This window comes from Methylorubrum rhodinum, assembly GCF_014199935.1.
GTDB lineage: Bacteria > Pseudomonadota > Alphaproteobacteria > Rhizobiales > Beijerinckiaceae > Methylobacterium > Methylobacterium rhodinum.
Map to the genome: position 1 here is coordinate 1 of NZ_JACHOP010000021.1, position 20,740 is coordinate 20,740.

The window sequence follows — 20,740 nt, forward strand, 5'->3', positions numbered from 1 at the left end:
CTCACCGCCCTGCGGGCGTGAGGGCACGCGGCACCTCGCACCCCGTCATAATCCGCGCCGAAACACCCAACCGCGTTCTCACACAGCCTCGGTGGTAAGCTGCTGTTCGACGTCCGTTCGCCGAAAGGCGGCTTCGCGCCAGAAGCACCTTCGGTGTCCGCCTGACGGCGTGAGGGCTGTATTCAATCCCAAATCCGCACAATTGCGCTATCCTGCCGATCACGCGCTGGGCGGCACCGCCGGCTTGGCGCAAACGGAGCGAGCCCACCCATGTTCGACGAATACGGCATTCCGCGCGGCGCTGAGCTGGGTGAAGCCGGGCTGCCCGCGCTTCAACATTTCGTCTACTGCAGCCGAGCTTCCGACGGCGTCGATGACACCGAGGTCGGCCGTATCGTCGAGTCGGCTCAGCGCCGCAATCTCGCGTGCGGCATCACCGGGGTGCTGGTTTTCGGCAGTGGCGTCTTCTTCCAGTGGATAGAGGGGCCGGCTGCCCCGATGCAGAAGCTGATTGCGAGCCTGTATGACGATCCGCGCCATTACGATATCGTCTCACTGGATCAGAGCGAGGAAAAGCGAGAGCGTCTCTATCCAAATTGGGACATGGAGAAAGTTGAAGCCGAGGATATCCGCCTAGTGCTACAGGACGCACTTGAAAGCACAGATAACAAGACCAGCGTTGCTGCACTGAGGCGCATCCTTAAGCAGCTTGATGCAGGTTCGCTGCATGCGCTCAGACAAATCTGAGAAATTTTACTGATCAGACTGGATTTTGTGACGCCGAGAAAAACCCGCTTTGACATCGCGGGCGTTTGAGGGTTTTTTACACCCTCGACATGGTCTCACTAGAAGGCCAGAAGACCAGCAGGGGTTCAACCCTGGATAGTTGGAGGGGCTATGCTGGATCTTGGGCCATCCCACCATGTCTGGGCCGACTTCCTAACGGCCGAGATTGCTGAAGTTGCCGAAGCTCGGGAGGCTTATGCACAGCGACGATCTGCTCAAGAAGCGCGCGAGCGTACCATAGCTCTCGGTCGTGTGATCCAAGACCAAATCATCCCGCGCTTGATGCTGCTGGAACGATCGGAGGTACCGGTACAAGCAAAGCCCGGCACCCTGCCCAAGCTCGACACGGAGGTGGTCGCAGAATTCACCGACCTCGTTCTCGAGCAGGATGTCGCTGCCCTCGTCGCTGCGTTCAAGGCCCTGATGGAGAAGGGCTATTCAGTCGATGATCTGTTTCTCGACCTGCTTGCGCCCTCCGCGGCTTTGCTGGGACGCCTATGGGACGAGGATCTATGCGACTTCATCGAGGTGACGGCAGGCCTCGCCCGACTGCAGTTCCTCCTGTCCATGTTCCGCACGGACGGGAATATCGCGCCGTTTGACGAGAAGCGCCGCGTCCTTCTGATGGGGGCACCGGGTGAGCAACACACGTTTGGTATGGCGATCGTCGAGCAGTTCCTGCGCAAGGCCGGTTGGAACGTGGTGAGCGGTCTCGCCTGTAACGCCGAGCAAATTGCCGAACTGGTCGGATCGAAATGGTTTGGCGTTGTGGGTCTGACCCTCAGCCGTGAGTCGCACCTCAATCAGTTGGCCGCCTCGATCTGTGCCGTGCGTCGAGCCTCCTGCAACCCCTCCATCGGCGTCATGGTCGGCGGGCCGGTTTTCCTGGAGCATCCGGAATTCGTCAGGCAAGTCGGAGCAGACGCCTCGGCCGTCGATGCGCCGACGGCCGTCCTGCTTGCTCAGCGATTGCTATCCTTCACGCAAGCCGCTCGCTCCTGAGAGCGGCTTGTCGACGCCGGCCATCAAGAACTGGCTTGCCCCAAAGCGGACGTCTGAGGGAGCAGCCATGTGTCGAAAGCAGCTCTTCCCAGGTTCAAGTTTATCGGATTTTTACGCTGGCGGACCATCGGCAGCACAACCCCGTCATTCAGGCGCTTAAAAAAGAATCCCTAATTCCTCACGGTCCTCGGCGCCGCCTGGCGCCCCGCATCATCGGTGGATTCCAGGCCCCACGCCGCGTTCCCGAACCGGCGGCGGGGAAACGGGGCGAACTCATAGGCTCGGCATCGCTCCCGATCCGCAGCCCTGCCCGACCCCGCACGCCCTTGCGCACTGGGGTCGCAGCGTCCATTCCCCCCGCTCGATTGGAACATCGGGACGCGGCGGCTCCGCCTTGTATCGCCTGACCGACATCGCGATCTCGAACTGGTACCTCATCCGGCGCGAGCAGATCCGGATTCGGGGCGCGGCGGCGCTCGTCGGTCCCACGGGCGCCGGCAAGTCCACGATCTTCGATGCGGTCGGCACGGTGCTGGCCGGCAACAATGCCAGCCGGCTCGCGCTCAACGCCTCCGCCTCGGGCCGCTCCGCCCGCACCGTGCGCGATTACTGCCTCGGCTGGATCAGCGACCCGGCCGAGGGCGGGCGCCCCACCCGCGAGGCCTGCGAGACCGTCATCGCCCTCGTTTTCGAGCATGCCGGCAGCGGGCGCATCGTCACCGTGGGGCTGGCGCTCGCTGCGCGGGCCGAGGAGCCCAAGGAGGAGACGCTCTCGCGCTTCGTCGCGGTCGGCCACCGCTTCGAGATCGCCGATTACGTGCGCGAGACGACCCAGGGCAGCTTCGTCGCCCCATGGCCTGAGATCGCTGCCGACCTGCGCCGCCGCTCCGAGAGCTTCGAGGAATACCGCACTTCCGGCGAGCGCTTCACGGCGGCCGTGCTGGCGACGCTGCGCGAGGGCGCGCCGGTGCCCGATCCGCGCCAGTTCCTGCGCACCTTCTCCAACGCGGTCGCGTTCAAGCCGATCTTCGACACCAGCGCCTTCGTGCGCTCCTTCGTGCTGGAGCCCGAGCCGCTCGATGTCGCCCGCATCCGCCAGTCGATCGAGACGTGGCGGCGGCTGCTGGAGACCATCGAGGAGCTGGAGAAGCGGCTTTCCCACCTCACCCGCCTGTGCGGGCGCTACGAGGAATGGGCGCGGGCAAGCCTCAATGCCGCCCTCGACGACCTGCGCGCGGCCGGTGCGGATCTCCGCCGCCGCGTCCTCGACTGGGCCGGCACCCGCGCGGCCCTGACGGACGTGACCGAGCGCCTGCGCATCGCCCGCGAGAGCGTGGCGACGAGCCAGGGCTTCGTGCGCGAGATCGATGCCGAGATCGCCGCCCGCAAGGCGATGCTGTCGGGCAGCGCGGCGGAGGCGCGGCTCGCCGCCTCCAATGCCGGGCTCGCCATGCTGGCCCGCGACCGGCGCGACCTGACCGTGCGGCTCGGGAACGTGGTCGGCCTCGTGCAGGAGGCCGGGCGGCTGGCGAGCGTCAGCGCGACGCTCCGCAAGGTCGCCCCCGACGCGGTCCGCATTGTCGAGGCCTGCGCCCGCTCGGGGCTGCGCCGCGAGGCCCCGCCGGACGAAATTCTTCGGACTGGCGGTCCCCTAGCCGGCCTCCTCGACGCGCTCGCGCAGATGCCCGACGTGACGCTCTCGCTGGAGAGTGCATCGGAGGACCTCGGCTACCGGGCGCGCGAGCGCGAGAACGAGGTGCGCAGCCTCTCAGGGCAAGTCCAGGCCGGCCGCACCAGCGCCGCTCGGCTCTCGGCCGATACGGAAGCGTTCCGCGACGAACTGGGCCGGCTCGGGATCGAGGCGGTGCCGGTCTGCGAACTCGCCGAGATCGTCGATCCCAAATGGGGCCCGGCCCTCGAAGGTCTTTTGGGCCGTGCCCGCGAAGCGCTGGTCGTCGAGCCTGACCGCCTCGACCGCGCCTTCGCGCTGCTCGACGCGAAAAAGAACCAGTTCTTCCGCTGCCTGCTGGTGAAGACCACCGACACGTCGCGCCGCGCAGCGCGGCGCATCGACGACGGGCCGATGGGCCTGATCGAGACCGACAGCCCGCATGCCGAGGCGTTCCTCGCGGCGCGCCTCGGCGGCTACGACCTCGCGCCGGACGACGCCGCGCTCAGTCGGATGGGCCGGGCGGTGGCCCCGAGCGGGCGCTCGACGTCCGGCATGGCCTATTCGGTGGTGCGGCCTGTCCCGCTGATGATGACCCGCGGCCAGCGCGGGCCGACCCTGGACACCCGCCGCCGCCTGGAAGACGCGGAGATCGAGGCGAAGGCGCTCCGCTCCGAAGCCAACGTGATGCGCGAGGCCGCCCGCATCGCCGCGCAACTGCGCACGCGGCTCGCCGAGACCCCCGTGGACGTGGCCGCGCTCCGGGCCGAGGCCGATGCCATTGAGGGCCGCCGCCGCACGCTGACGACCGAGCAGGAAGCGGTCGCCAAGGCCGACAACGGCACGATCGAGGCGGAGCTGAAGGAGCTCGCAAAAGAACGCTCGGCCTACCTCACCGAACTGGTGCAGGTGCTGGAGCCCAAGCGCGACGCGCTGCTGGCCGAGGAGGCCGGGCTGAAGGCGCGGCTGGCTCAAGGCCGCGAGGCCGCCCGCACGGCGCTCTCCGCCTATCGCGCGGCGGTCAAGCGCTGGTCGTCGGGCGACACGGTGCGCATCCGTCTCGCCGGCCCGGCACCCGCCGACGCGCCCGGCGTGTTCGCGGGCGCGCGCGCCGACCGGGCCGACCTCGACGCCAAGGCGCTGGCCTCCCTCGCGTCGCAGGCCCGCAACGCCGCCCGCGAGGCGACCGAGACCGCCCGCCACCAGGGCCGCGCCGCCGAGCGCGATCTCGCCGAATACTGCGCCGCGTGGCGCGTCGAGAACCCGCTGGGTTCGGGCGAGACGCCGGCCTCGTTCGGCTATGCCTGGGCGGTGCGCGCCCGCGACGAGGTGGCCGGCCACGAGCTGCGCCGCTATCGCGACCAGTCGCTCCGGGCGGAAGCCGAGATGCGCCGCCTCATGACCGAGGATCTGCTGACGCGCTTGGCCGACAAGTTCGAGCGGATGCAGGCGCGCCTCGATGCCCTCAACGAACGGCTTTCGTCCCAGACCTTCACCGGCCAGACCTACGCCTTCGAGGCGGCGGTGGACCGCCGCTACGCCGCCGTGCATCAGCTCGCCACCGAGGTCGCCCGCTCGCCCGACGCCGCCCAGGCGGTGCTGCCGGGGGGCGACGACACCTCGCCGGAGGGCGGTCATCTCGCGGCGGCGCTGGCCGAGATCACCGCGCTGATCGAGGGCGAGGAGAACGCCGCGCGGCTCGCCGACTACCGCAACTATTTCGTCTACGAGATCGGCATGCGCGACCGGGCGGGCAACCGCACCACCCTGTCGAGCCGGGCGCTGCGCGGATCGGGCGGCGAGGCGCAGGCGCCGTTCTACGTGGCGATCGCCGCCTCCATGGCCTCGGCCTACTATCCCGGCGACCGCCCCGGCGAGGACGCGCCCGGATTGGGCCTGTGCCTCCTGGACGAGGCCTTCTCCAAGCTCGACGTGCGCAACAGCCAGTCGCTGGTCGATCTGTTCGGCGGCTGGGGCCTGCAGCTGCTCATCGCCGCGCCCGAGGACAAGCGCACCACGCTCACCGAGGTGATGGACACGGTCGTCACCGTCTACAAGAGCCCGGACCTGACCTCGGTGCGAATCGAATCGGAGCATCCGCTGGAGACGGCGAAGCGCGCTCTGGCCGCGATCAATCCCGAACGACAGGGAATCGAGGCGTTCCGCGTCTCCGACGCCGCGGAGTAGAAGAGTTTCGGCAAAAAGCGCGAGCTTGGCGGCAAATCGGGCCGCGTCTTCATCGAACTTTATGCCCCGCGGGCATTGACGCCCCGGAGCCCCCCGTCTAGAAGCGCGCCACTCCGGTGGATCGAGAGTCGCTTTCGGGTCGAAGTCACGGACTTCGGCGACCGTCGTCAGACCGATACCGGCACCATATCCTGGCGACTTCGTCAGATCAGCGGGTACGAACGCGTCGTCACGGCGTGATCCTCTGCCTCACCATCGCCAAAGGCCCTTGCCGGCCTCTGGCGCTATTCGTTTTGCCGCGGGCTCGCCCGCGGTACGGGCGCCCCGCGAGGGGCATCGAGTTCAGACTTTGGCCGCCCGGTGCGGCCGGATGAAGAGGGCACAGGATGCCGACGATCAACCAGCTGATCGCCCAGCCGCGCAAGGCGCAGAAGGCGCGCAACAAGGTGCCGGCGCTCAACGCCTGCCCGCAGAAGCGCGGCGTCTGCACCCGCGTCTACACCACGACCCCGAAGAAGCCGAACTCGGCGCTTCGTAAGGTCGCCAAGGTGCGCCTGACCAACGGCTTCGAGGTGATCGGCTACATCCCCGGCGAGGGCCACAACCTTCAGGAGCACTCCGTGGTGATGATCCGCGGCGGCCGCGTGAAGGATCTTCCGGGCGTGCGCTACCACATCCTGCGCGGCGTGCTCGACACGCAGGGCGTCAAGAACCGCAAGCAGCGCCGCTCGAAGTACGGCGCCAAGCGTCCGAAGTAAGAACTGCGTCCGAAGTAATCTTTTCGGACTGAAGGCTTTCCACGGCCTCGTAAGGATGTCGCCGGCGATCAGCTCAAGGCGGCCTGCGCGAGGCGCTTAGTTCAATTTTCGAGAAGAGTCCCAAAAATGTCCCGTCGTCACTCTGCCGAGAAGCGCGAGATCATCCCGGACCCGAAGTACGGCGATGTCGTCCTGACCAAGTTCATGAATTCGATCATGTACGAGGGCAAGAAGTCGACCGCCGAGCGGATCGTCTACGGCGCCTTCGACATCGTCGAGAACCGCGCCCGCGCCAACCCGATCGAGGTGTTCCGCGCCGCGCTCGACAACGTGGCGCCCGCGATCGAGGTCCGCTCCCGCCGCGTCGGCGGCGCGACCTATCAGGTCCCGGTCGAGGTCCGCACCGAGCGCCGCCAGGCTCTGGCCATCCGCTGGCTGATCCAGGCGGCACGGGGCCGCAACGACCGCACCATGATCGAGCGCCTCTCGGCCGAGCTGCTCGACGCCGCCAACAACCGCGGCAACGCCGTCAAGAAGCGCGAAGACACCCACCGGATGGCCGAGGCCAACCGCGCCTTCTCGCACTACCGCTGGTAATTCCGAAGGGCGCGCCGACCGCGGCGCGCCTCGTCCGCCCTTCTCCCGGAGAGACCCCGATGCCCCGCACGCACGCGATCGAGGACTACCGCAACTTCGGCATCATGGCCCACATCGATGCCGGCAAGACCACGACGACCGAGCGGATCCTCTACTACACCGGAAAGTCCCACAAGATCGGCGAAGTCCACGAGGGCGCCGCCACGATGGACTGGATGGAGCAGGAGCAGGAGCGCGGCATCACCATCACGTCGGCGGCGACGACCTGCTTCTGGCGCGAGAAGCGCCTGAACATCATCGACACCCCCGGCCACGTCGACTTCACCATCGAGGTGGAGCGGAGCCTGCGCGTGCTCGACGGCGCCGTGTGCGTGCTCGACGGCAACCAGGGCGTCGAGCCGCAGACCGAGACCGTGTGGCGTCAGGCCGACAAGTACGACGTGCCGCGCGTCGTGTTCGTCAACAAGATGGACAAGATCGGCGCCGACTTCTTCAAGTGCGTCGCCGACATCATCGGCCGCGTCGCCGGCAAGCCGGTCTGCCTCCAGCTGCCGATCGGCGCGGAGTCGAGCTTCAAGGGCGTGATCGACCTCATCAAGATGAAGGCGATCGTGTGGTCGGGCGAGGCGCTCGGCGCCAACTTCACCGAGGAGGCGATTCCGGCCGATCTCGCCGATCAGGCCGCCGAATACCGCACCAAGATGATCGAGGCCTGCGTCGAGCTCGACGACGACGCCATGACCGCCTACCTCGACGGTCAGGAGCCGGACGAGGAGACGCTGCGCAAGCTCGTGCGCCGCGCCGTGCAGCTGCGCGCCTTCCACCCGGTGCTCTGCGGCTCGGCCTTCAAGAACAAGGGCGTCCAGCCGCTCCTCGACGCCGTCGTCGACTACCTGCCGTCGCCGGCCGACCGCGGCGAGATCAAGGGCATCGACTTCAAGACCGAGGAAGAGACCGTCCGGCATCCGCTCGACAGCGATCCCTTCTCCATGCTCGCCTTCAAGATCATGGATGATCCCCACGTCGGCACGATCACCTTCTGCCGCGTGTATTCGGGCAAGGTCGAGTCGGGCGCCAACGTCATCAACTCGTCGCGCGACAAGAAGGAGCGCGTCGGCCGCATGCTCCTGATGCACGCCAACAACCGCGAGGACGTCAAGGAAGCCTTCGCCGGCGACATCGTCGCTCTGGCCGGCCTCAAGGACACCCGCACCGGCGACACGCTGTGCGACCCGAAGGACGCCGTCATCCTCGAGAAGATGGAGTTCCCGGAGCCCGTCATCGAGATCGCCGTCGAGCCGAAGTCGAAGGCCGACCAGGAGAAGCTCGGCATCGCGCTGTCGAAGCTCGCCGCCGAGGATCCGTCCTTCCGCGTCTCGACCGATCAGGAATCCGGCCAGACCATCCTGCGCGGGATGGGCGAGCTGCACCTCGACATCAAGGTCGACATCCTGCGCCGCACCTACAAGGTCGACGCCAACATCGGCCAGCCGCAGGTGGCGTACCGCGAGAAGCTGACCCGACGTCAGGAGATCGACTACACTCACAAGAAGCAGACCGGCGGCACCGGTCAGTTCGCCCGGGTGAAGTTCGTGGTCGAGCCCAACGAGCCGGGCGCCGGCTTCGCCTTCGAGTCGAAGATCGTCGGCGGCGCGGTGCCGAAGGAGTACATCCCCGGCGTCGAGAAGGGCCTCAACTCGGTCCTCGGCGCGGGCGTGCTCGCCGGCTTCCCCGTCGTGGACGTGAAGGTCGAGCTGATCGACGGCGCCTACCACGACGTCGATTCCTCGGCGCTCGCCTTCGAGATCGCCTCCCGCGCCGCCTTCCGCGAGGCGCTGCAGAAGGGCGGCTCGGTCCTGCTCGAGCCGGTCATGAAGGTCGAGGTCGTCTCGCCGGAAGAGTACACCGGCTCGGTCATCGGCGACCTGAACTCCCGCCGCGGCCAGATCCAGGGCCAGGACATGCGCGGCAACGCCAACGTCATCAACGCGATGGTGCCGCTGGCCAACATGTTCGGCTACGTGAACCAGCTGCGCTCCTTCTCCCAGGGGCGCGCCAACTTCACGATGCAGTTCGATCACTATGAGGAAGTGCCGCGCGGCGAGGCCGACAAGGTCATTGCCAAGTACGCTTAATCGCACTTCTTCCTCCGTAACCTAATTCGACTTGAGGAGCCTCTGATGGGCAAGGAAAAGTTCTCCCGTAACAAGCCGCACTGCAACATCGGCACGATCGGCCACGTCGATCACGGCAAGACCTCGCTGACCGCGGCGATCACGAAGGTGCTGGCGGAGTCCGGTGGCGCGACCTTCACGGCCTACGACCAGATCGACAAGGCCCCCGAGGAGAAGGCCCGCGGCATCACGATCTCGACCGCCCACGTCGAGTACGAGACCACCAACCGCCACTACGCCCACGTCGACTGCCCCGGCCACGCCGACTACGTGAAGAACATGATCACCGGCGCCGCGCAGATGGACGGCGCGATCCTCGTCGTGTCGGCGGCCGACGGCCCGATGCCGCAGACCCGCGAGCACATCCTGCTCGCCCGTCAGGTCGGCGTGCCGGCGCTCGTCGTGTTCCTCAACAAGGTCGATCTCGTCGACGACGAGGAGCTCCTCGAGCTCGTCGAGATGGAGGTGCGCGAGCTCCTGTCGAAGTACGACTTCCCCGGCGACGACATCCCGATCACCAAGGGCTCGGCCAAGGTCGCCCTCGACAACGGCGACAAGGCGATCGGCCACGACGCCGTTCTCGCGCTGATGAAGACGGTCGACGAGTACATCCCGCAGCCGGAGCGTCCGATCGACATGCCGTTCCTGATGCCGATCGAGGACGTGTTCTCGATCTCGGGCCGCGGTACGGTGGTGACGGGTCGCGTCGAGCGCGGCATCGTCAAGGTCGGCGAGTCGGTGGAGATCGTCGGCATCCGCGACACCCAGACCACGACGGTCACGGGCGTCGAGATGTTCCGCAAGCTGCTCGACCAGGGTCAGGCGGGCGACAACGTCGGCGTGCTGCTGCGCGGCACCAAGCGCGAGGACGTGGAGCGCGGCCAGGTCGTGTGCAAGCCGGGTTCGGTGAAGCCGCACGCCAAGTTCAAGGCCGAGGCCTACATCCTGACCAAGGAGGAGGGCGGCCGCCACACGCCGTTCTTCACCAACTACCGCCCGCAGTTCTACTTCCGCACCACGGACGTGACCGGCATCTGCACGCTGCCGGAGGGCACCGAGATGGTGATGCCGGGCGACAACGTGACGATGGACGTGGTGCTGATCGTGCCGGTGGCCATGGAAGAGAAGCTGCGCTTCGCCATCCGCGAGGGCGGCCGCACCGTCGGTGCCGGCGTCGTCGCCGCCATCAACGACTAACAGCCCCCAAGCATCATCGACAGGGGACGCCAAGAGGGGCGGGCCCTCGCGCCCGCCCTTCCAACGTTTCCGCCGAGGTCAGGTCATGAACGGTCAGAACATCCGCATTCGCCTCAAGGCGTTCGATCATCGCATCCTCGACGCGTCGACCAAGGAGATCGTCTCCACGGCGCGTCGCACCGGGGCGCAGATCCGGGGCCCGATCCCGCTGCCGACCCATATCGAGAAGTTCACGGTCAACCGCTCGCCCCACATCGACAAGAAGTCGCGCGAGCAGTTCGAGATGCGCACGCACAAGCGGGTGCTGGATATCGTCGACCCGACGCCGCAGACCGTGGACGCGCTGATGAAGCTCGACCTCGCCGCTGGCGTGGACGTGGAGATCAAGCTCTAAGTCCGCGCTGGATTTAGAGCTTACCGTTTCATCGCGCGAGGAGAGTGACCTATGCGCTCAGGCGTCATCGCACGGAAGGTCGGCATGACCCGCGTCTTCACGGACGCAGGCGAGCATGTCCCGGTGACCGTGCTCCAGATCGATCAGTGCCAAGTCGTGGCACACCGCACCACCGACAAGGACGGCTACGTCGCCCTCCAGCTCGGTGTCGGCAAGGCCAAGGTGAAGAACGTGTCGCAGGCCGAGCGCGGCCGCTTCGCGGTCGCCAAGGTCGAGCCCAAGAAGAAGCTCGCCGAGTTCCGCGTGTCCGAGGACGCGCTGATCCCGGTGGGTGCCGAGATCACCGCCGACCACTTCATCCCGGGCCAGTTCGTCGACGTGACGGGCACCAGTTCGGGTAAAGGCTTCGCCGGCGGCATGAAGCGCTGGAATTTCGGCGGCCTGCGCGCCACCCACGGCGTGTCGGTCTCCCACCGCTCGATCGGTTCGACCGGTGGCCGCCAGGATCCGGGCAAGACCTTCAAGAACAAGAAGATGCCGGGCCACATGGGCGTCGAGCGTGTCACCACGCAGAACCTCAAGGTCGTGCGCACCGATCCGGAGCGCGGCCTGATCCTCGTCGAGGGCGCCGTCCCCGGCGTCGCCGGCGGCTGGATCCAGGTTCGCGACGCGGTCAAGCGCAAGCTGCCCGCCGAGGTGCCGCTGCCGGGCAAGTTCCGTGAGAACGGCTCCGCCAACGGTTCGTCCGACGGTTCTTCGCAGACCGAGGCGGCTCCCGAGGCTCCGGCAACCGAGGATAACGCGTGATGAAACTCGATGTCACCACGCTCGACGGCGGCTCCGCCGGCTCGGTCGAGCTGAACGAGGCGATCTACGGCCTGGAGCCGCGCGCCGACATCCTGCACCGGATGGTGCGCTACCAGCTCGCCAAGCGGCGCGCCGGCACCCACGCGGTCAAGAACCGCTCGGACGTCGATCGCACCTCGAAGAAGCTCTATAAGCAGAAGGGCACCGGCAACGCCCGTCACGGCGCGGCTTCCGCCCCGCAGTTCCGCGGCGGCGGCCGGGCCTTCGGTCCGGTGGTGCGCGACCACGCCCACGACCTTCCCAAGAAGGTCCGGGCGCTCGCCCTCAAGCACGCCCTGTCGTCGAAGGCCAAGACCTCGACCCTGATCGTCGTGGACGACCTCAAGGTCGAGAACCACAAGACCAAGGCGATGGTCGAGCGTCTGGGCAAGCTCGGCTGGTCGAGCGCGCTGATCATCGGCGGCCCGGAGGTCGACGAGAACTTCGGCCGCGCCGCCCGCTCGGTCGCCAAGATCGACGTGCTGCCGGTCCAGGGCATCAACGTCTACGACATCCTGCGCCGCGACACGCTCGTCCTGACGCGCGCGGCCGTCGATGCGCTGGAGGAGCGTTTCAAATGAGTGCCGATCCGCGCCACTACGACATCATCGTCTCCCCGGTCATCACCGAGAAGGCGACCAACCTCACCGAGCAGAACAAGGTCGTCTTCCGGGTCGCCCCGAAGGCCACCAAGCCGCAGATCAAGGAAGCGGTCGAGCGTCTGTTCGACGTCAAGGTCACGGGCGTGAACACGCTCACGACCAAGGGCAAGAAGAAGTTCTTCCGCGGGCAGCGCGGGCAGCGTTCGGACGTGAAGAAGGCGATCGTCACCCTCGCCGAGGGCGATACGATCGACGTCACGACCGGCCTCTGAGACGAGAAGCGTTAGGATCAAGCCGATGGCCTTGAAGACATTCAAACCGGTCACGCCGAGCCTCCGCCAGCTCGTGCTCGTCGACCGCCGTGAGCTCTACAAGGGCAAGCCGGTCAAGGCGCTGACCGAGGGCAAGAGCTCCTCGGGCGGCCGCAACAACCTGGGTCGCATCACCGTCCGCTTCCGCGGCGGCGGTCACAAGCGGGTCCTGCGCAACGTCGACTTCAAGCGTCGCGAGAACCTCAACGTGACGGCGACCGTGGAGCGGATCGAGTACGATCCGAACCGCACCGCCTTCATCGCGCTCATCACCTTCCCCGAGGGCAAGCAGAGCTACATCCTGGCTCCGCAGCGCCTCTCGCCGGGCGACAAGGTGGTGGCCGGCGAGAGCGTCGACATCAAGCCGGGCAATGCCGGCCCGATCGGCTCGATGCCGGTGGGCACCATCGTCCACAATGTCGAGCTGAAGATCGGCAAGGGCGGCGCCATCGCCCGCTCCGCGGGCAACTACGCCCAGATCGTCGGCCGCGACCAGGGCTACGTGACGCTGCGCCTGAACTCGGGCGAGCAGCGCCTCGTGCACGGCCAGTGCTTCGCGAGCGTGGGTGCGGTGTCGAACCCGGACCACATGAACATCTCGCTCGGCAAGGCCGGCCGCAACCGCTGGCTGGGAAAACGCCCGCACAACCGCGGCGTCGCGATGAACCCGGTCGACCACCCGCACGGCGGCGGCGAGGGTCGCACCTCGGGCGGCCGGAACCCGGTCACGCCCTGGGGCGTGCCCACCAAGGGGAAGAAGACCCGGTCCAACAAGCGGACCGACGCCTTCATCCTGTCCAGCCGCCATAACCGCAAGAAGTAACCACCATGGCACGTTCCCTCTGGAAAGGGCCGTTCGTCGACGGCTACCTCCTCAAGAAGGCCGACGCCGCCCGCGGCTCCAGCCGCAACGAGGTCGTCAAGATCTGGAGCCGCCGCTCCACGATCCTCCCGCAGTTCGTCGGCATCACCTTCGGGGTGCACAACGGACACAAGCATATCCCGGTCTACGTCACCGAGGAGATGGTCGGTCACAAGTTCGGCGAGTTCTCGCCGACCCGTACCTTCCCCGGTCACGCGGCCGACAAGAAGGCGAAGAGGCGCTGAGATGGGCAAAGCTGCCACCCCCCGCGCGCTCCCCGAGAACGAGGCGAAGGCCGTCGCGCGGATGCTCCGCGTGTCGCCCCAGAAGCTCAACCTCGTGGCGGCGCTGATCCGCGGCAAGAAGGTCGAGTCGGCGCTGGCCGACCTCGAATTCTCCCGCAAGCGCATCGCCCGCGATGTGAAGAAGTGCCTGGAGAGCGCGATCGCCAACGCCGAGAACAACCACGACCTCGACGTGGACGATCTCGTCGTGACCCAGGCCTTCGTCGGCAAGGCGCTGGTGCTCAAGCGCTTCCACGCCCGTGCCCGCGGTCGCGGCGCGCGCATCCTGAAGCCCTTCTCGAACCTCACGATCGTGGTTCGCGAAGTGCGCGCTGAAGCGGCCTGAGGAGACCATCATGGGTCAGAAGATCAATCCGATCGGCCTGCGTCTCGGCATCAACCGGACCTGGGATTCCCGCTGGTTCGCCGAGAAGGGCGAGTACGCCAAGCTGATGCACGAGGACGTGGCCATCCGCGCCGCCCTCATGAAGCAGCTCAAGCAGGCCGCCGTCTCCAAGATCGTCATCGAGCGCCCGCACCGGAAGTGCCGCGTCACCATCCACTCGGGCCGTCCGGGCGTGGTGATCGGCAAGAAGGGCGCGGACATCGAGAAGCTGCGCAAGCTCGTCGGCACGATGACCAAGGCCGACGTGACGATCAACATCGTCGAGGTGCGCAAGCCCGAGGTCGATGCGGTGCTGGTGGCCGAGTCCATCGCGCAGCAGCTCGAGCGCCGCGTCGCCTTCCGTCGCGCCATGAAGCGCGCCGTGCAGTCGGCGATGCGCCTGGGTGCCGAGGGCATCCGCATCAACTGCGCCGGCCGTCTCGGCGGCGCCGAGATCGCCCGCACCGAGTGGTACCGCGAGGGCCGCGTTCCGCTGCACACCCTGCGGGCGGACGTGGATTACGGCACTGCCACGGCCTTCACGACCTACGGCACCTGCGGCATCAAGGTGTGGGTGTTCAAGGGCGAGATCCTCGAGCACGACCCGATGGCCCAGGACAAGAAGGCCCAGGAAGAGGGCGGCCGTTCCGGCGGGCGCCGCGAGCGTGACGGCGACGACCGCGGGGGCCGTGGCCGCCGCGATCACGCCAACGCGTGATCCGGCCACCGCAGGATTTGAGAGGCTGCCATGCTGCAACCCAAGAAGACCAAGTTCCGTAAGCAGTTCAAGGGGCGCATCAGCGGCGCGGCCAAGGGCGGCTTCGAGCTGAACTTCGGCCAGTTCGGTCTCAAGTGCCTTGAGCCCGAGCGCATCACCGCGCGCCAGATCGAGGCGGCCCGCCGCGCGATCACCCGCGAGATGAAGCGTCAGGGCCGCGTGTGGATCCGGGTTTTTCCGGATCTGCCCGTCACCGCCAAGCCCACCGAGGTCCGCATGGGCTCCGGTAAGGGCGCCCCCGAATACTGGGCGGCGCGTGTCCATCCGGGCCGCATCATGTTCGAGGTCGACGGCGTCGCCGAGGACATCGCCCGCGAGGCCCTGCGCTTGGGCGCCGCGAAGCTGCCGGTGCGCACCCGCGTCATCCAGCGCATCGCTGATTGATAGGAAGAGATCATGAAGTCCGAACAGAGACTGTCTGATCTGCGCGCTCTGTCGGCGGATCAGCTTTCCGACGAGCTCGTCAACCTGAAGAAGGAGCAGTTCAACCTGCGCTTCCAGGGCGCGACGGGCCAACTCGAAAACGTCGCCCGGGTCCGTGAGGTCCGCCGCGACATCGCCCGTGTCCGCACGCTGCAGCGTCAGAAGACGCTCGACGCGGCCAAGGCCTGAGGAGTCAGCCCATGCCCAAGCGCGTCCTGCAAGGCGTCGTCGTCAGCGACAAGACCGACAAGACCATCGTCGTGAAGGTGGAGCGTCGCTTCACCCATCCGGTGATGAAGAAGACGGTTCGCCGCTCCAAGAACTACCACGCGCACGACGAGGCGAACGTCGCCAAGGTCGGCCAGACGGTGTTCATCGAGGAGTCGCGGCCCTTCTCCAAGACCAAGACCTGGAAGCTGGTCGAGGACCAGGCCGCCGCGGCCGAAGCCTCGGGCACCGGCGTCGAGGCCACCGTCGAGGCTTGATCGCCTTCGTCGGTTTTTCCCGGAGTTGCGAAAGGCGGGTGCTGCGGCACCCGCCTTTTTCGTTTTGACTGAATGACGAGATTGCACATCGCGCGGACCGCTGTGCTGGTCCAGCCGCACCTATTTCGTCGGCGGCAGCTTGGGCAGCGGCTTGAGCGTGATGAATCGGGCGATGCCCGCCGCCGCGTCGCGGTCCACCTGCCAGACGGTCCGAACGTTGGCGGATGCTCCGCCGGGGCAGGGGAGGGGGGCGTCGAAGTGTAGCCGGCGCCCGAACGGCAGGACGACACTGCGTGTCAGGTCACCGAGCGTCGGATGAAGCAGAAGCGCCTGCTTCAGGGCTTCGGGATCGTCGGTGGAGAAACCGACGCTGACGAGAAAGGCGCATTTCGCACCGCCTTCCCCATGATCCGGATCGAGGAAGTACGCACGGATCTTGGCATCCTCGACCCGATACTGCGCAGGGATCGGGTTCGGCTCGATCACCCGTCGGTGGGCTCGACGCGCTGCAACGCCTCCGGCGCGATCGCCGCCAGGGTTTCGACCGGACGCTCGAACTCGACGTCGAAGGCCGCCCCGCCGTTCCACACGGCGACGATGGTCCCCTCGCTGCCCGCGGGCACGGTCTCGCCGTCCTCGCCCGACACGACTTTCAGCGTGCGGACGCGGTCGAGTTCGCGGAACGCCGCCGACGGCGCCGAGCGTTGCCGGGGCCATGGGTCGTCGTGGCTGATGTTGCGGCTTCGCGCGGACATGCCGCTACTATGCGCCCGGCGGGATGGATTGCCAACGCGTGCCCTGCCGACGAGGCGTATTTCTGAATGGTCGTACCGAATCTTCGGCCCACGCCATTATTGCGAGGCGGAGCCGAAGCAATCCATGGCTCCGTACGAGCCGAAAACCTCACTTTCCGTGATGACGGGTCCGCTGCAGTCGTCTCGCTCTATCCGGGGTCTTCGCGCACTGGATTGCTTCGGCTTCGCCTCGCAATGACCGCGCGGGAAAACCCGAGGCCGCGCGAAACCGCGGCGTGATCTGCGCTCCCCGCCTTGCGCTCCCTCCCAGACCGGTGTAAGCGGCCCGTCTTCGCGACATTCGGCCGGGGTGTTCGCACCCTTGCACACGCGGTGACCGCGCCGGCGTCTTAACGACGCCGTGGCGCGGTTCGTTACATCCGGGGACGTCAGATCCCCATCAGGCGTCGTCCGCCGGGCAATACCGTCCGCGTGCGGAAACCCGCCTGAAACAAGGAAAGGTCACTCCCGTGATCCAGATGCAGACGAATCTGGACGTCGCCGACAATTCGGGTGCGCGCCGCGTGATGTGCATCAAGGTGCTCGGCGGGTCCAAGCGCAAGTATGCCGGCGTCGGCGACATCATCGTCGTCTCCGTCAAGGAGGCGATCCCGCGCGGCCGCGTGAAGAAGGGCGACGTCATGAAGGCGGTCGTCGTGCGCACCGCCAAGGACGTGAAGCGCGCCGACGGCTCCGTCATCCGCTTCGACAAGAACGCCGCCGTTCTGATCAACAATCAGAAGGAGCCGGTCGGCACCCGTATCTTCGGGCCGGTGCCGCGCGAGCTGCGCGCCCGCAACCACATGAAGATCATCTCGCTCGCTCCTGAGGTGCTGTGATGGCCGCCAAGATCAAGAAGGGCGACACGGTCGTCGTTCTCACCGGCCGCGACTCGGGTCGCTCCGGCGAGGTCATCCAGGTGATGCCGAAGGAGGGCAAGGCCTTCGTGCGCGGCGTCAACCTGGTGAAGAAGCACCAGAAGCAGACCAACACTCAGGAGGGCGGCATCATCTCGAAGGAGGCCGCCATCCAACTCTCGAACATCGCGGTGGCCGACGCCAACGGCAAGCCGACCCGCGTGGGTTTCCGCATCCTCGATGACGGCCGCAAGGTCCGCTTCGCCAAGACGACGGGGGATCAGATCGATGGCTGAGGCCGACAAGAACGCCTACGTCCCGCGTCTGCGCAAGCACTACGACGAGGTCGTCCGGCAGAAGCTCATCGAGCAGTTCGGGTACAAGAACCCGATGCAGGTGCCGCAGATCGAGAAGATCGTCATCAACATGGGCGTCGGCGAGTCCACCGCCGATTCCAAGAAGGCCACCGTGGCGGCGGGCGACCTCGCCCTGATCGCCGGCCAGAAGCCGGTCATCACCCGCGCCCGCAAGGCGATCGCGACCTTCAAGGTCCGCGAGGGCATGCCGATCGGTTGCAAGGTGACGCTTCGCAAGGCCCGCATGTACGAGTTCATGGACCGTCTGGTCACGATCGCGCTGCCGCGCGTGCGCGACTTCCGCGGCCTGAATCCGCGCTCCTTCGACGGCCGCGGCAACTACGCCATGGGCCTCAAGGAGCACCTCGTGTTCCCGGAGATCTCCTACGACAAGGCGGAGCAGACCTGGGGCATGGACATCGTCGTCCAGACGAGTGCCACCACGGACGAAGAGGCCAAGGCGCTCCTCGCCCATTTCAAGTTCCCGTTCCGGCAGTAAGCGGCGGCGACGCCGCTTAGACGCGGACACTGGAGAAAGACATGGCTAAGAAAAGCTCAGTCGAGAAGAACAACCACCGCAAGGAGCTGGTCAAGCGCTTCGCCGAGAAGCGCAAGGCCCTGCTCGCGATCGCCAACGACGAGTCCCGCGAGATGGAGGAGCGCTTCGAGGCGCGCCTCAAGCTCGCCGAGCTGCCGCGCAACTCGTCGGCCACCCGCATCCGCAACCGCTGCGAGATGACCGGCCGCCCGCGCGCCTACTACCGCAAGCTCGGCGTCTCGCGCGTCGCCCTGCGGGAACTCGGCAACCGGGGTCTGATCCCGGGTCTCGTGAAGTCCAGCTGGTAAGGGGAGGCATCCATGGTGAACGATCCCGTGGGTGACATGCTCACCCGCATCCGCAACGGCCAGTCGCGTCGTCGCAACGTCGTCCAGACCCCCGGCTCGCGCCTGCGCGCCTCGGTCCTCGACGTGCTGAAGTCCGAGGGCTACATCCGCGACTACGCGGTGTCCGACCTCGGCAACGGCCGCACCGAGTTCCAGATCGAGCTCAAGTACTACGACGGTCGCCCGGTCATCCGGGAGATCAAGCGCGTGTCGAAGCCCGGCCGCCGCGTCTACTCGTCGGTCGGCGAGCTGCCGCGCGTCGCCGACGGTCTCGGCGTCACCATCGTCTCCACCCCGCAGGGCGTCATGGCCGACCACGAGGCGCGCGAGCGCAACGTCGGCGGTGAAGTGCTCTGCAAAGTGTTCTGATCCGGAGGGCAGCGACATGTCTCGCGTAGGCAAGAAGCCCGTCCCCGTCCCGAGCGGCGTCACCGCCACGGTCACGGGTCAGACGGTGACGATGAAAGGCTCCAAGGGCGAGCTGAAGTTCGTGGTTCCGCCCCAGGTCATCGTCGATTTCAAGGACGGCGCCGTCTCGGTGCAGCCCAAGGACCAGTCGAAGCAGGCGCGCTCCCTGTGGGGTACGTCGCGCGCCCAGGTGGCCAACCTCGTCGAGGGCGTCTCCAAGGGTTTCGAGAAGAAGCTGGAGATCACCGGCGTGGGTTACCGCGCGGCGATGGCCGGCAAGGCGCTCAAGCTGTCGCTCGGCTACAGCCACGACATCGAGTACGAGATCCCGGCCGGCATCACCATCGTGACGCCCAAGCCCACGGAGATCGTGATCTCGGGCATCGACCGGCAGCGCGTCGGTCAGGTTGCGGCGGAGATTCGCGAGTATCGCGGCCCCGAGCCCTACAAGGGCAAGGGCGTCAAGTACGCTGGCGAGTTCATCTTCCGCAAGGAAGGCAAGAAGAAGTAAGGAGGGCGATTCATGTCGAACAAGAACGAAGCCCTCCTGCGCCGCAAGGCGCGGGTCCGTCGGGCCCTTAAAGCCACCGCCAACGGCCGTCCGCGGCTGTCCGTGTTCCGCTCGTCCAAGCAGATCTACGTCCAGGTCATCGACGACGCTGCGGGCCGTACGCTCGCTTCGGCGTCGAGCCTGGAGAAGGATCTCAAGGCCAGCCTCAAGACCGGCGCCGACAAGGCGGCGGCCGAGGCTGTGGGCAAGCTCGTCGCCGAGCGCGCCAAGGCCGCGGGCGTCACCAAGGTCGTCTTCGACCGTTCGGGCTACATCTTCCACGGCCGCGTCAAGGCTCTCGCCGACGCCGCCCGTGAGGGTGGTCTGGACTTCTGAAGCACCTCTCCTCCCCACAGATCTCGGGCTTGCCCGAGATCTGATCGTTGCTTGCTCAGATCGGGCAGGCCCGATCTGAGTGGGGAGGAGCCGGAGGTGGGGGTCGAGCAGAAGGCACCGCTTCGGTTCCTCCTGAATCACCCCCACCCCTAACCCCTCCCCGCAAGGGGGAGGGGAATCATCGAGCGAGCGGGTCTTTCCGATCCGCGCCAGTGAGATAACGGGAAAAAAGCATGGCACGTGAACGCGAGGGTCGTCGCCGCGACGACCGCGAGGAGCGCGACAGCGAGTTCGTGGACAAGCTCGTCCACATCAACCGCGTCGCCAAGGTGGTGAAGGGTGGCCGTCGCTTCGGCTTCGCGGCGCTCGTCGTCGTGGGCGACCAGAAGGGCCGCGTCGGCTTCGGCCACGGCAAGGCCCGTGAGGTGCCCGAAGCCATCCGTAAGGCGACGGAAGCCGCCAAGCGCGGACTGATCCGCGTGTCGCTCCGCGAGGGCCGCACCCTGCACCACGACGTCAACGGTCGTCACGGCGCCGGCAAGGTGATTTTGCGCGCAGCGCCCCAGGGTACGGGCATCATCGCCGGCGGCCCGATGCGCGCCGTGTTCGAGACGCTCGGCATGCAGGACGTGGTGGCCAAGAGCCTCGGCTCCTCGAACCCCTACAACCTCGTGCGCGCCACCTTCGACGCGCTCAAGAACGAGGACAGCCCGCGCGCCGTCGCGGCCCGTCGTGGCCTCAAGGTCTCCGCCATCCAGTCGCGCCGTCGCGACGCGGATCCGGCCGACACCTCCGAAGCCGCCGTGGCGTAAGG

Annotated in this window: 28 protein-coding genes; 26 read left to right on the forward strand and 2 right to left on the reverse strand. The window is 67.0% G+C overall.

The features are described 5' to 3' along the window. The first annotated feature begins 270 nt into the window (after nt 1–270). From HNR00_RS19280 to rpsQ, 18 genes are all read left to right on the forward strand, one after another. Nucleotides 271–747, forward strand: coding sequence for a BLUF domain-containing protein (locus HNR00_RS19280; protein WP_183572060.1), 477 nt, complete (start codon nt 271–273; stop codon nt 745–747). A 150-nt stretch (nt 748–897) separates the two neighbouring features. Continuing rightward, nucleotides 898–1,788 carry a cobalamin B12-binding domain-containing protein gene (locus HNR00_RS19285; RefSeq protein WP_183572062.1) on the forward strand — a complete coding sequence of 297 codons (891 nt, stop codon included), beginning with the start codon at nt 898–900 and terminating at the stop codon, nt 1,786–1,788. Nucleotides 1,789–2,182: 394 nt separating this feature from the next. Then, the gene (locus HNR00_RS19290) at nt 2,183–5,644 is read left to right on the forward strand and encodes an SbcC/MukB-like Walker B domain-containing protein (protein ID WP_183572064.1); all 3,462 of its coding nucleotides are present in this window, start codon (nt 2,183–2,185) and stop codon (nt 5,642–5,644) included. A gap of 386 nt (nt 5,645–6,030) precedes the next feature. Then, nucleotides 6,031–6,402, forward strand: a complete 372-nt coding sequence (gene rpsL, locus HNR00_RS19295; RefSeq protein WP_004447775.1) for a 30S ribosomal protein S12 — start codon at nt 6,031–6,033, stop codon at nt 6,400–6,402. Nucleotides 6,403–6,528: 126 nt separating this feature from the next. After that, on the forward strand, nt 6,529–6,999 hold the full coding sequence (rpsG, locus tag HNR00_RS19300) for a 30S ribosomal protein S7 (RefSeq protein ID WP_183572066.1): 471 nt from the start codon (nt 6,529–6,531) through the stop codon (nt 6,997–6,999). A gap of 59 nt (nt 7,000–7,058) precedes the next feature. Continuing rightward, entirely contained in the window at nt 7,059–9,134 is a 2,076-nt protein-coding gene (fusA, locus tag HNR00_RS19305; protein ID WP_183572068.1) for an elongation factor G, read from the forward strand. A 45-nt stretch (nt 9,135–9,179) separates the two neighbouring features. Further along, nucleotides 9,180–10,370, forward strand: a complete 1,191-nt coding sequence (tuf, locus tag HNR00_RS19310) for an elongation factor Tu (protein WP_183572070.1) — start codon at nt 9,180–9,182, stop codon at nt 10,368–10,370. Between the two features lie 85 nt (nt 10,371–10,455). Then, on the forward strand, nt 10,456–10,764 hold the full coding sequence (rpsJ, locus tag HNR00_RS19315) for a 30S ribosomal protein S10 (RefSeq protein WP_003597088.1): 309 nt from the start codon (nt 10,456–10,458) through the stop codon (nt 10,762–10,764). A 51-nt stretch (nt 10,765–10,815) separates the two neighbouring features. After that, complete coding sequence (rplC, locus tag HNR00_RS19320) at nt 10,816–11,571, forward strand: 50S ribosomal protein L3 (RefSeq protein ID WP_183572072.1); 756 nt, start codon at nt 10,816–10,818, stop codon at nt 11,569–11,571. Then, the gene (rplD, locus tag HNR00_RS19325; protein ID WP_056247403.1) at nt 11,571–12,191 is read left to right on the forward strand and encodes a 50S ribosomal protein L4; all 621 of its coding nucleotides are present in this window, start codon (nt 11,571–11,573) and stop codon (nt 12,189–12,191) included. The genes rplC and rplD overlap by 1 nt, the downstream gene beginning before the upstream one ends. After that, nucleotides 12,188–12,484, forward strand: coding sequence for a 50S ribosomal protein L23 (locus HNR00_RS19330; protein WP_003597094.1), 297 nt, complete (start codon nt 12,188–12,190; stop codon nt 12,482–12,484). Before rplD ends, HNR00_RS19330 begins: the two co-directional genes overlap by 4 nt. 25 nt (nt 12,485–12,509) lie before the next feature. Further along, nucleotides 12,510–13,346, forward strand: a complete 837-nt coding sequence (gene rplB / locus HNR00_RS19335; RefSeq protein ID WP_183572074.1) for a 50S ribosomal protein L2 — start codon at nt 12,510–12,512, stop codon at nt 13,344–13,346. 5 nt (nt 13,347–13,351) lie between these two features. Further along, nucleotides 13,352–13,630 carry a 30S ribosomal protein S19 gene (rpsS, locus tag HNR00_RS19340; protein WP_009865532.1) on the forward strand — a complete coding sequence of 93 codons (279 nt, stop codon included), beginning with the start codon at nt 13,352–13,354 and terminating at the stop codon, nt 13,628–13,630. A 1-nt stretch (nt 13,631) separates the two neighbouring features. Continuing rightward, a complete protein-coding gene (rplV, locus tag HNR00_RS19345) occupies nt 13,632–14,015 on the forward strand; it encodes a 50S ribosomal protein L22 (protein WP_183572076.1) in 384 nt (127 codons plus the stop codon). A gap of 10 nt (nt 14,016–14,025) precedes the next feature. After that, nucleotides 14,026–14,772 carry a 30S ribosomal protein S3 gene (rpsC, locus tag HNR00_RS19350; protein WP_056247409.1) on the forward strand — a complete coding sequence of 249 codons (747 nt, stop codon included), beginning with the start codon at nt 14,026–14,028 and terminating at the stop codon, nt 14,770–14,772. A 30-nt stretch (nt 14,773–14,802) separates the two neighbouring features. After that, complete coding sequence (rplP, locus tag HNR00_RS19355; RefSeq protein WP_003597105.1) at nt 14,803–15,216, forward strand: 50S ribosomal protein L16; 414 nt, start codon at nt 14,803–14,805, stop codon at nt 15,214–15,216. 12 nt (nt 15,217–15,228) lie between these two features. Beyond that, nucleotides 15,229–15,444 (forward strand): 50S ribosomal protein L29, encoded by a 216-nt coding sequence (gene rpmC / locus HNR00_RS19360; RefSeq protein ID WP_056247411.1) that lies wholly within the window; start codon nt 15,229–15,231, stop codon nt 15,442–15,444. An 11-nt stretch (nt 15,445–15,455) separates the two neighbouring features. Next, nucleotides 15,456–15,740 (forward strand): 30S ribosomal protein S17, encoded by a 285-nt coding sequence (gene rpsQ / locus HNR00_RS19365; protein ID WP_056247413.1) that lies wholly within the window; start codon nt 15,456–15,458, stop codon nt 15,738–15,740. Between the two features lie 120 nt (nt 15,741–15,860). Here the strand turns inward: rpsQ and HNR00_RS19370 are convergent, their stop codons facing one another. Both HNR00_RS19370 and HNR00_RS19375 read right to left on the reverse strand, forming a co-directional pair. Further along, entirely contained in the window at nt 15,861–16,226 is a 366-nt protein-coding gene (locus HNR00_RS19370; RefSeq protein WP_183572078.1) for a DUF6883 domain-containing protein, read from the reverse strand. Next, nucleotides 16,223–16,495, reverse strand: coding sequence for a DUF4926 domain-containing protein (locus HNR00_RS19375; RefSeq protein WP_210306569.1), 273 nt, complete (start codon nt 16,493–16,495; stop codon nt 16,223–16,225). The genes HNR00_RS19370 and HNR00_RS19375 overlap by 4 nt, the downstream gene beginning before the upstream one ends. A 509-nt stretch (nt 16,496–17,004) precedes the next feature. Between HNR00_RS19375 and rplN the strand changes: the two genes are divergently transcribed. From rplN to rpsE, 8 genes are all read left to right on the forward strand, one after another. Next, complete coding sequence (rplN, locus tag HNR00_RS19380; protein WP_012253654.1) at nt 17,005–17,373, forward strand: 50S ribosomal protein L14; 369 nt, start codon at nt 17,005–17,007, stop codon at nt 17,371–17,373. After that, nucleotides 17,373–17,687, forward strand: a complete 315-nt coding sequence (rplX, locus tag HNR00_RS19385) for a 50S ribosomal protein L24 (RefSeq protein ID WP_056247422.1) — start codon at nt 17,373–17,375, stop codon at nt 17,685–17,687. Before rplN ends, rplX begins: the two co-directional genes overlap by 1 nt. After that, entirely contained in the window at nt 17,680–18,246 is a 567-nt protein-coding gene (gene rplE / locus HNR00_RS19390) for a 50S ribosomal protein L5 (protein ID WP_056247424.1), read from the forward strand. The genes rplX and rplE overlap by 8 nt, the downstream gene beginning before the upstream one ends. A 41-nt stretch (nt 18,247–18,287) precedes the next feature. Beyond that, nucleotides 18,288–18,593 (forward strand): 30S ribosomal protein S14, encoded by a 306-nt coding sequence (gene rpsN / locus HNR00_RS19395; protein WP_091947089.1) that lies wholly within the window; start codon nt 18,288–18,290, stop codon nt 18,591–18,593. Nucleotides 18,594–18,605: 12 nt separating this feature from the next. Further along, a complete protein-coding gene (rpsH, locus tag HNR00_RS19400; RefSeq protein WP_056247430.1) occupies nt 18,606–19,001 on the forward strand; it encodes a 30S ribosomal protein S8 in 396 nt (131 codons plus the stop codon). Between the two features lie 16 nt (nt 19,002–19,017). Further along, nucleotides 19,018–19,551, forward strand: coding sequence for a 50S ribosomal protein L6 (rplF, locus tag HNR00_RS19405; RefSeq protein ID WP_183572080.1), 534 nt, complete (start codon nt 19,018–19,020; stop codon nt 19,549–19,551). Between the two features lie 12 nt (nt 19,552–19,563). After that, nucleotides 19,564–19,926 (forward strand): 50S ribosomal protein L18, encoded by a 363-nt coding sequence (rplR, locus tag HNR00_RS19410; RefSeq protein WP_056247434.1) that lies wholly within the window; start codon nt 19,564–19,566, stop codon nt 19,924–19,926. 233 nt (nt 19,927–20,159) lie between these two features. Continuing rightward, nucleotides 20,160–20,738 (forward strand): 30S ribosomal protein S5, encoded by a 579-nt coding sequence (gene rpsE / locus HNR00_RS19415; protein WP_056247436.1) that lies wholly within the window; start codon nt 20,160–20,162, stop codon nt 20,736–20,738. The last annotated feature ends 2 nt before the right edge of the window (nt 20,739–20,740 follow it).

Excerpts from the sequence above, each read along its gene's own strand:
- HNR00_RS19280 (WP_183572060.1), top strand. The coding sequence starts at position 271 with ATGTTCGACGAATACGGCATTCCGCGCGGCGCTGAGCTGGGTGAAGCC.
- HNR00_RS19285 (WP_183572062.1), top strand. The coding sequence starts at position 898 with ATGCTGGATCTTGGGCCATCCCACCATGTCTGGGCCGACTTCCTAACG.
- rpsL (WP_004447775.1), top strand. The coding sequence starts at position 6,031 with ATGCCGACGATCAACCAGCTGATCGCCCAGCCGCGCAAGGCGCAGAAG.
- rpsG (WP_183572066.1), top strand. The coding sequence starts at position 6,529 with ATGTCCCGTCGTCACTCTGCCGAGAAGCGCGAGATCATCCCGGACCCG.
- fusA (WP_183572068.1), top strand. The coding sequence starts at position 7,059 with ATGCCCCGCACGCACGCGATCGAGGACTACCGCAACTTCGGCATCATG.
- tuf (WP_183572070.1), top strand. The coding sequence starts at position 9,180 with ATGGGCAAGGAAAAGTTCTCCCGTAACAAGCCGCACTGCAACATCGGC.
- rpsJ (WP_003597088.1), top strand. The coding sequence starts at position 10,456 with ATGAACGGTCAGAACATCCGCATTCGCCTCAAGGCGTTCGATCATCGC.
- rplC (WP_183572072.1), top strand. The coding sequence starts at position 10,816 with ATGCGCTCAGGCGTCATCGCACGGAAGGTCGGCATGACCCGCGTCTTC.
- rplD (WP_056247403.1), top strand. The coding sequence starts at position 11,571 with ATGAAACTCGATGTCACCACGCTCGACGGCGGCTCCGCCGGCTCGGTC.
- HNR00_RS19330 (WP_003597094.1), top strand. The coding sequence starts at position 12,188 with ATGAGTGCCGATCCGCGCCACTACGACATCATCGTCTCCCCGGTCATC.
- rplB (WP_183572074.1), top strand. The coding sequence starts at position 12,510 with ATGGCCTTGAAGACATTCAAACCGGTCACGCCGAGCCTCCGCCAGCTC.
- rpsS (WP_009865532.1), top strand. The coding sequence starts at position 13,352 with ATGGCACGTTCCCTCTGGAAAGGGCCGTTCGTCGACGGCTACCTCCTC.
- rplV (WP_183572076.1), top strand. The coding sequence starts at position 13,632 with ATGGGCAAAGCTGCCACCCCCCGCGCGCTCCCCGAGAACGAGGCGAAG.
- rpsC (WP_056247409.1), top strand. The coding sequence starts at position 14,026 with ATGGGTCAGAAGATCAATCCGATCGGCCTGCGTCTCGGCATCAACCGG.
- rplP (WP_003597105.1), top strand. The coding sequence starts at position 14,803 with ATGCTGCAACCCAAGAAGACCAAGTTCCGTAAGCAGTTCAAGGGGCGC.
- rpmC (WP_056247411.1), top strand. The coding sequence starts at position 15,229 with ATGAAGTCCGAACAGAGACTGTCTGATCTGCGCGCTCTGTCGGCGGAT.
- rpsQ (WP_056247413.1), top strand. The coding sequence starts at position 15,456 with ATGCCCAAGCGCGTCCTGCAAGGCGTCGTCGTCAGCGACAAGACCGAC.
- HNR00_RS19375 (WP_210306569.1), bottom strand. The coding sequence starts at position 16,495 with ATGTCCGCGCGAAGCCGCAACATCAGCCACGACGACCCATGGCCCCGG.
- rplX (WP_056247422.1), top strand. The coding sequence starts at position 17,373 with ATGGCCGCCAAGATCAAGAAGGGCGACACGGTCGTCGTTCTCACCGGC.
- rplE (WP_056247424.1), top strand. The coding sequence starts at position 17,680 with ATGGCTGAGGCCGACAAGAACGCCTACGTCCCGCGTCTGCGCAAGCAC.
- rpsN (WP_091947089.1), top strand. The coding sequence starts at position 18,288 with ATGGCTAAGAAAAGCTCAGTCGAGAAGAACAACCACCGCAAGGAGCTG.
- rpsH (WP_056247430.1), top strand. The coding sequence starts at position 18,606 with ATGGTGAACGATCCCGTGGGTGACATGCTCACCCGCATCCGCAACGGC.
- rplF (WP_183572080.1), top strand. The coding sequence starts at position 19,018 with ATGTCTCGCGTAGGCAAGAAGCCCGTCCCCGTCCCGAGCGGCGTCACC.
- rplR (WP_056247434.1), top strand. The coding sequence starts at position 19,564 with ATGTCGAACAAGAACGAAGCCCTCCTGCGCCGCAAGGCGCGGGTCCGT.
- rpsE (WP_056247436.1), top strand. The coding sequence starts at position 20,160 with ATGGCACGTGAACGCGAGGGTCGTCGCCGCGACGACCGCGAGGAGCGC.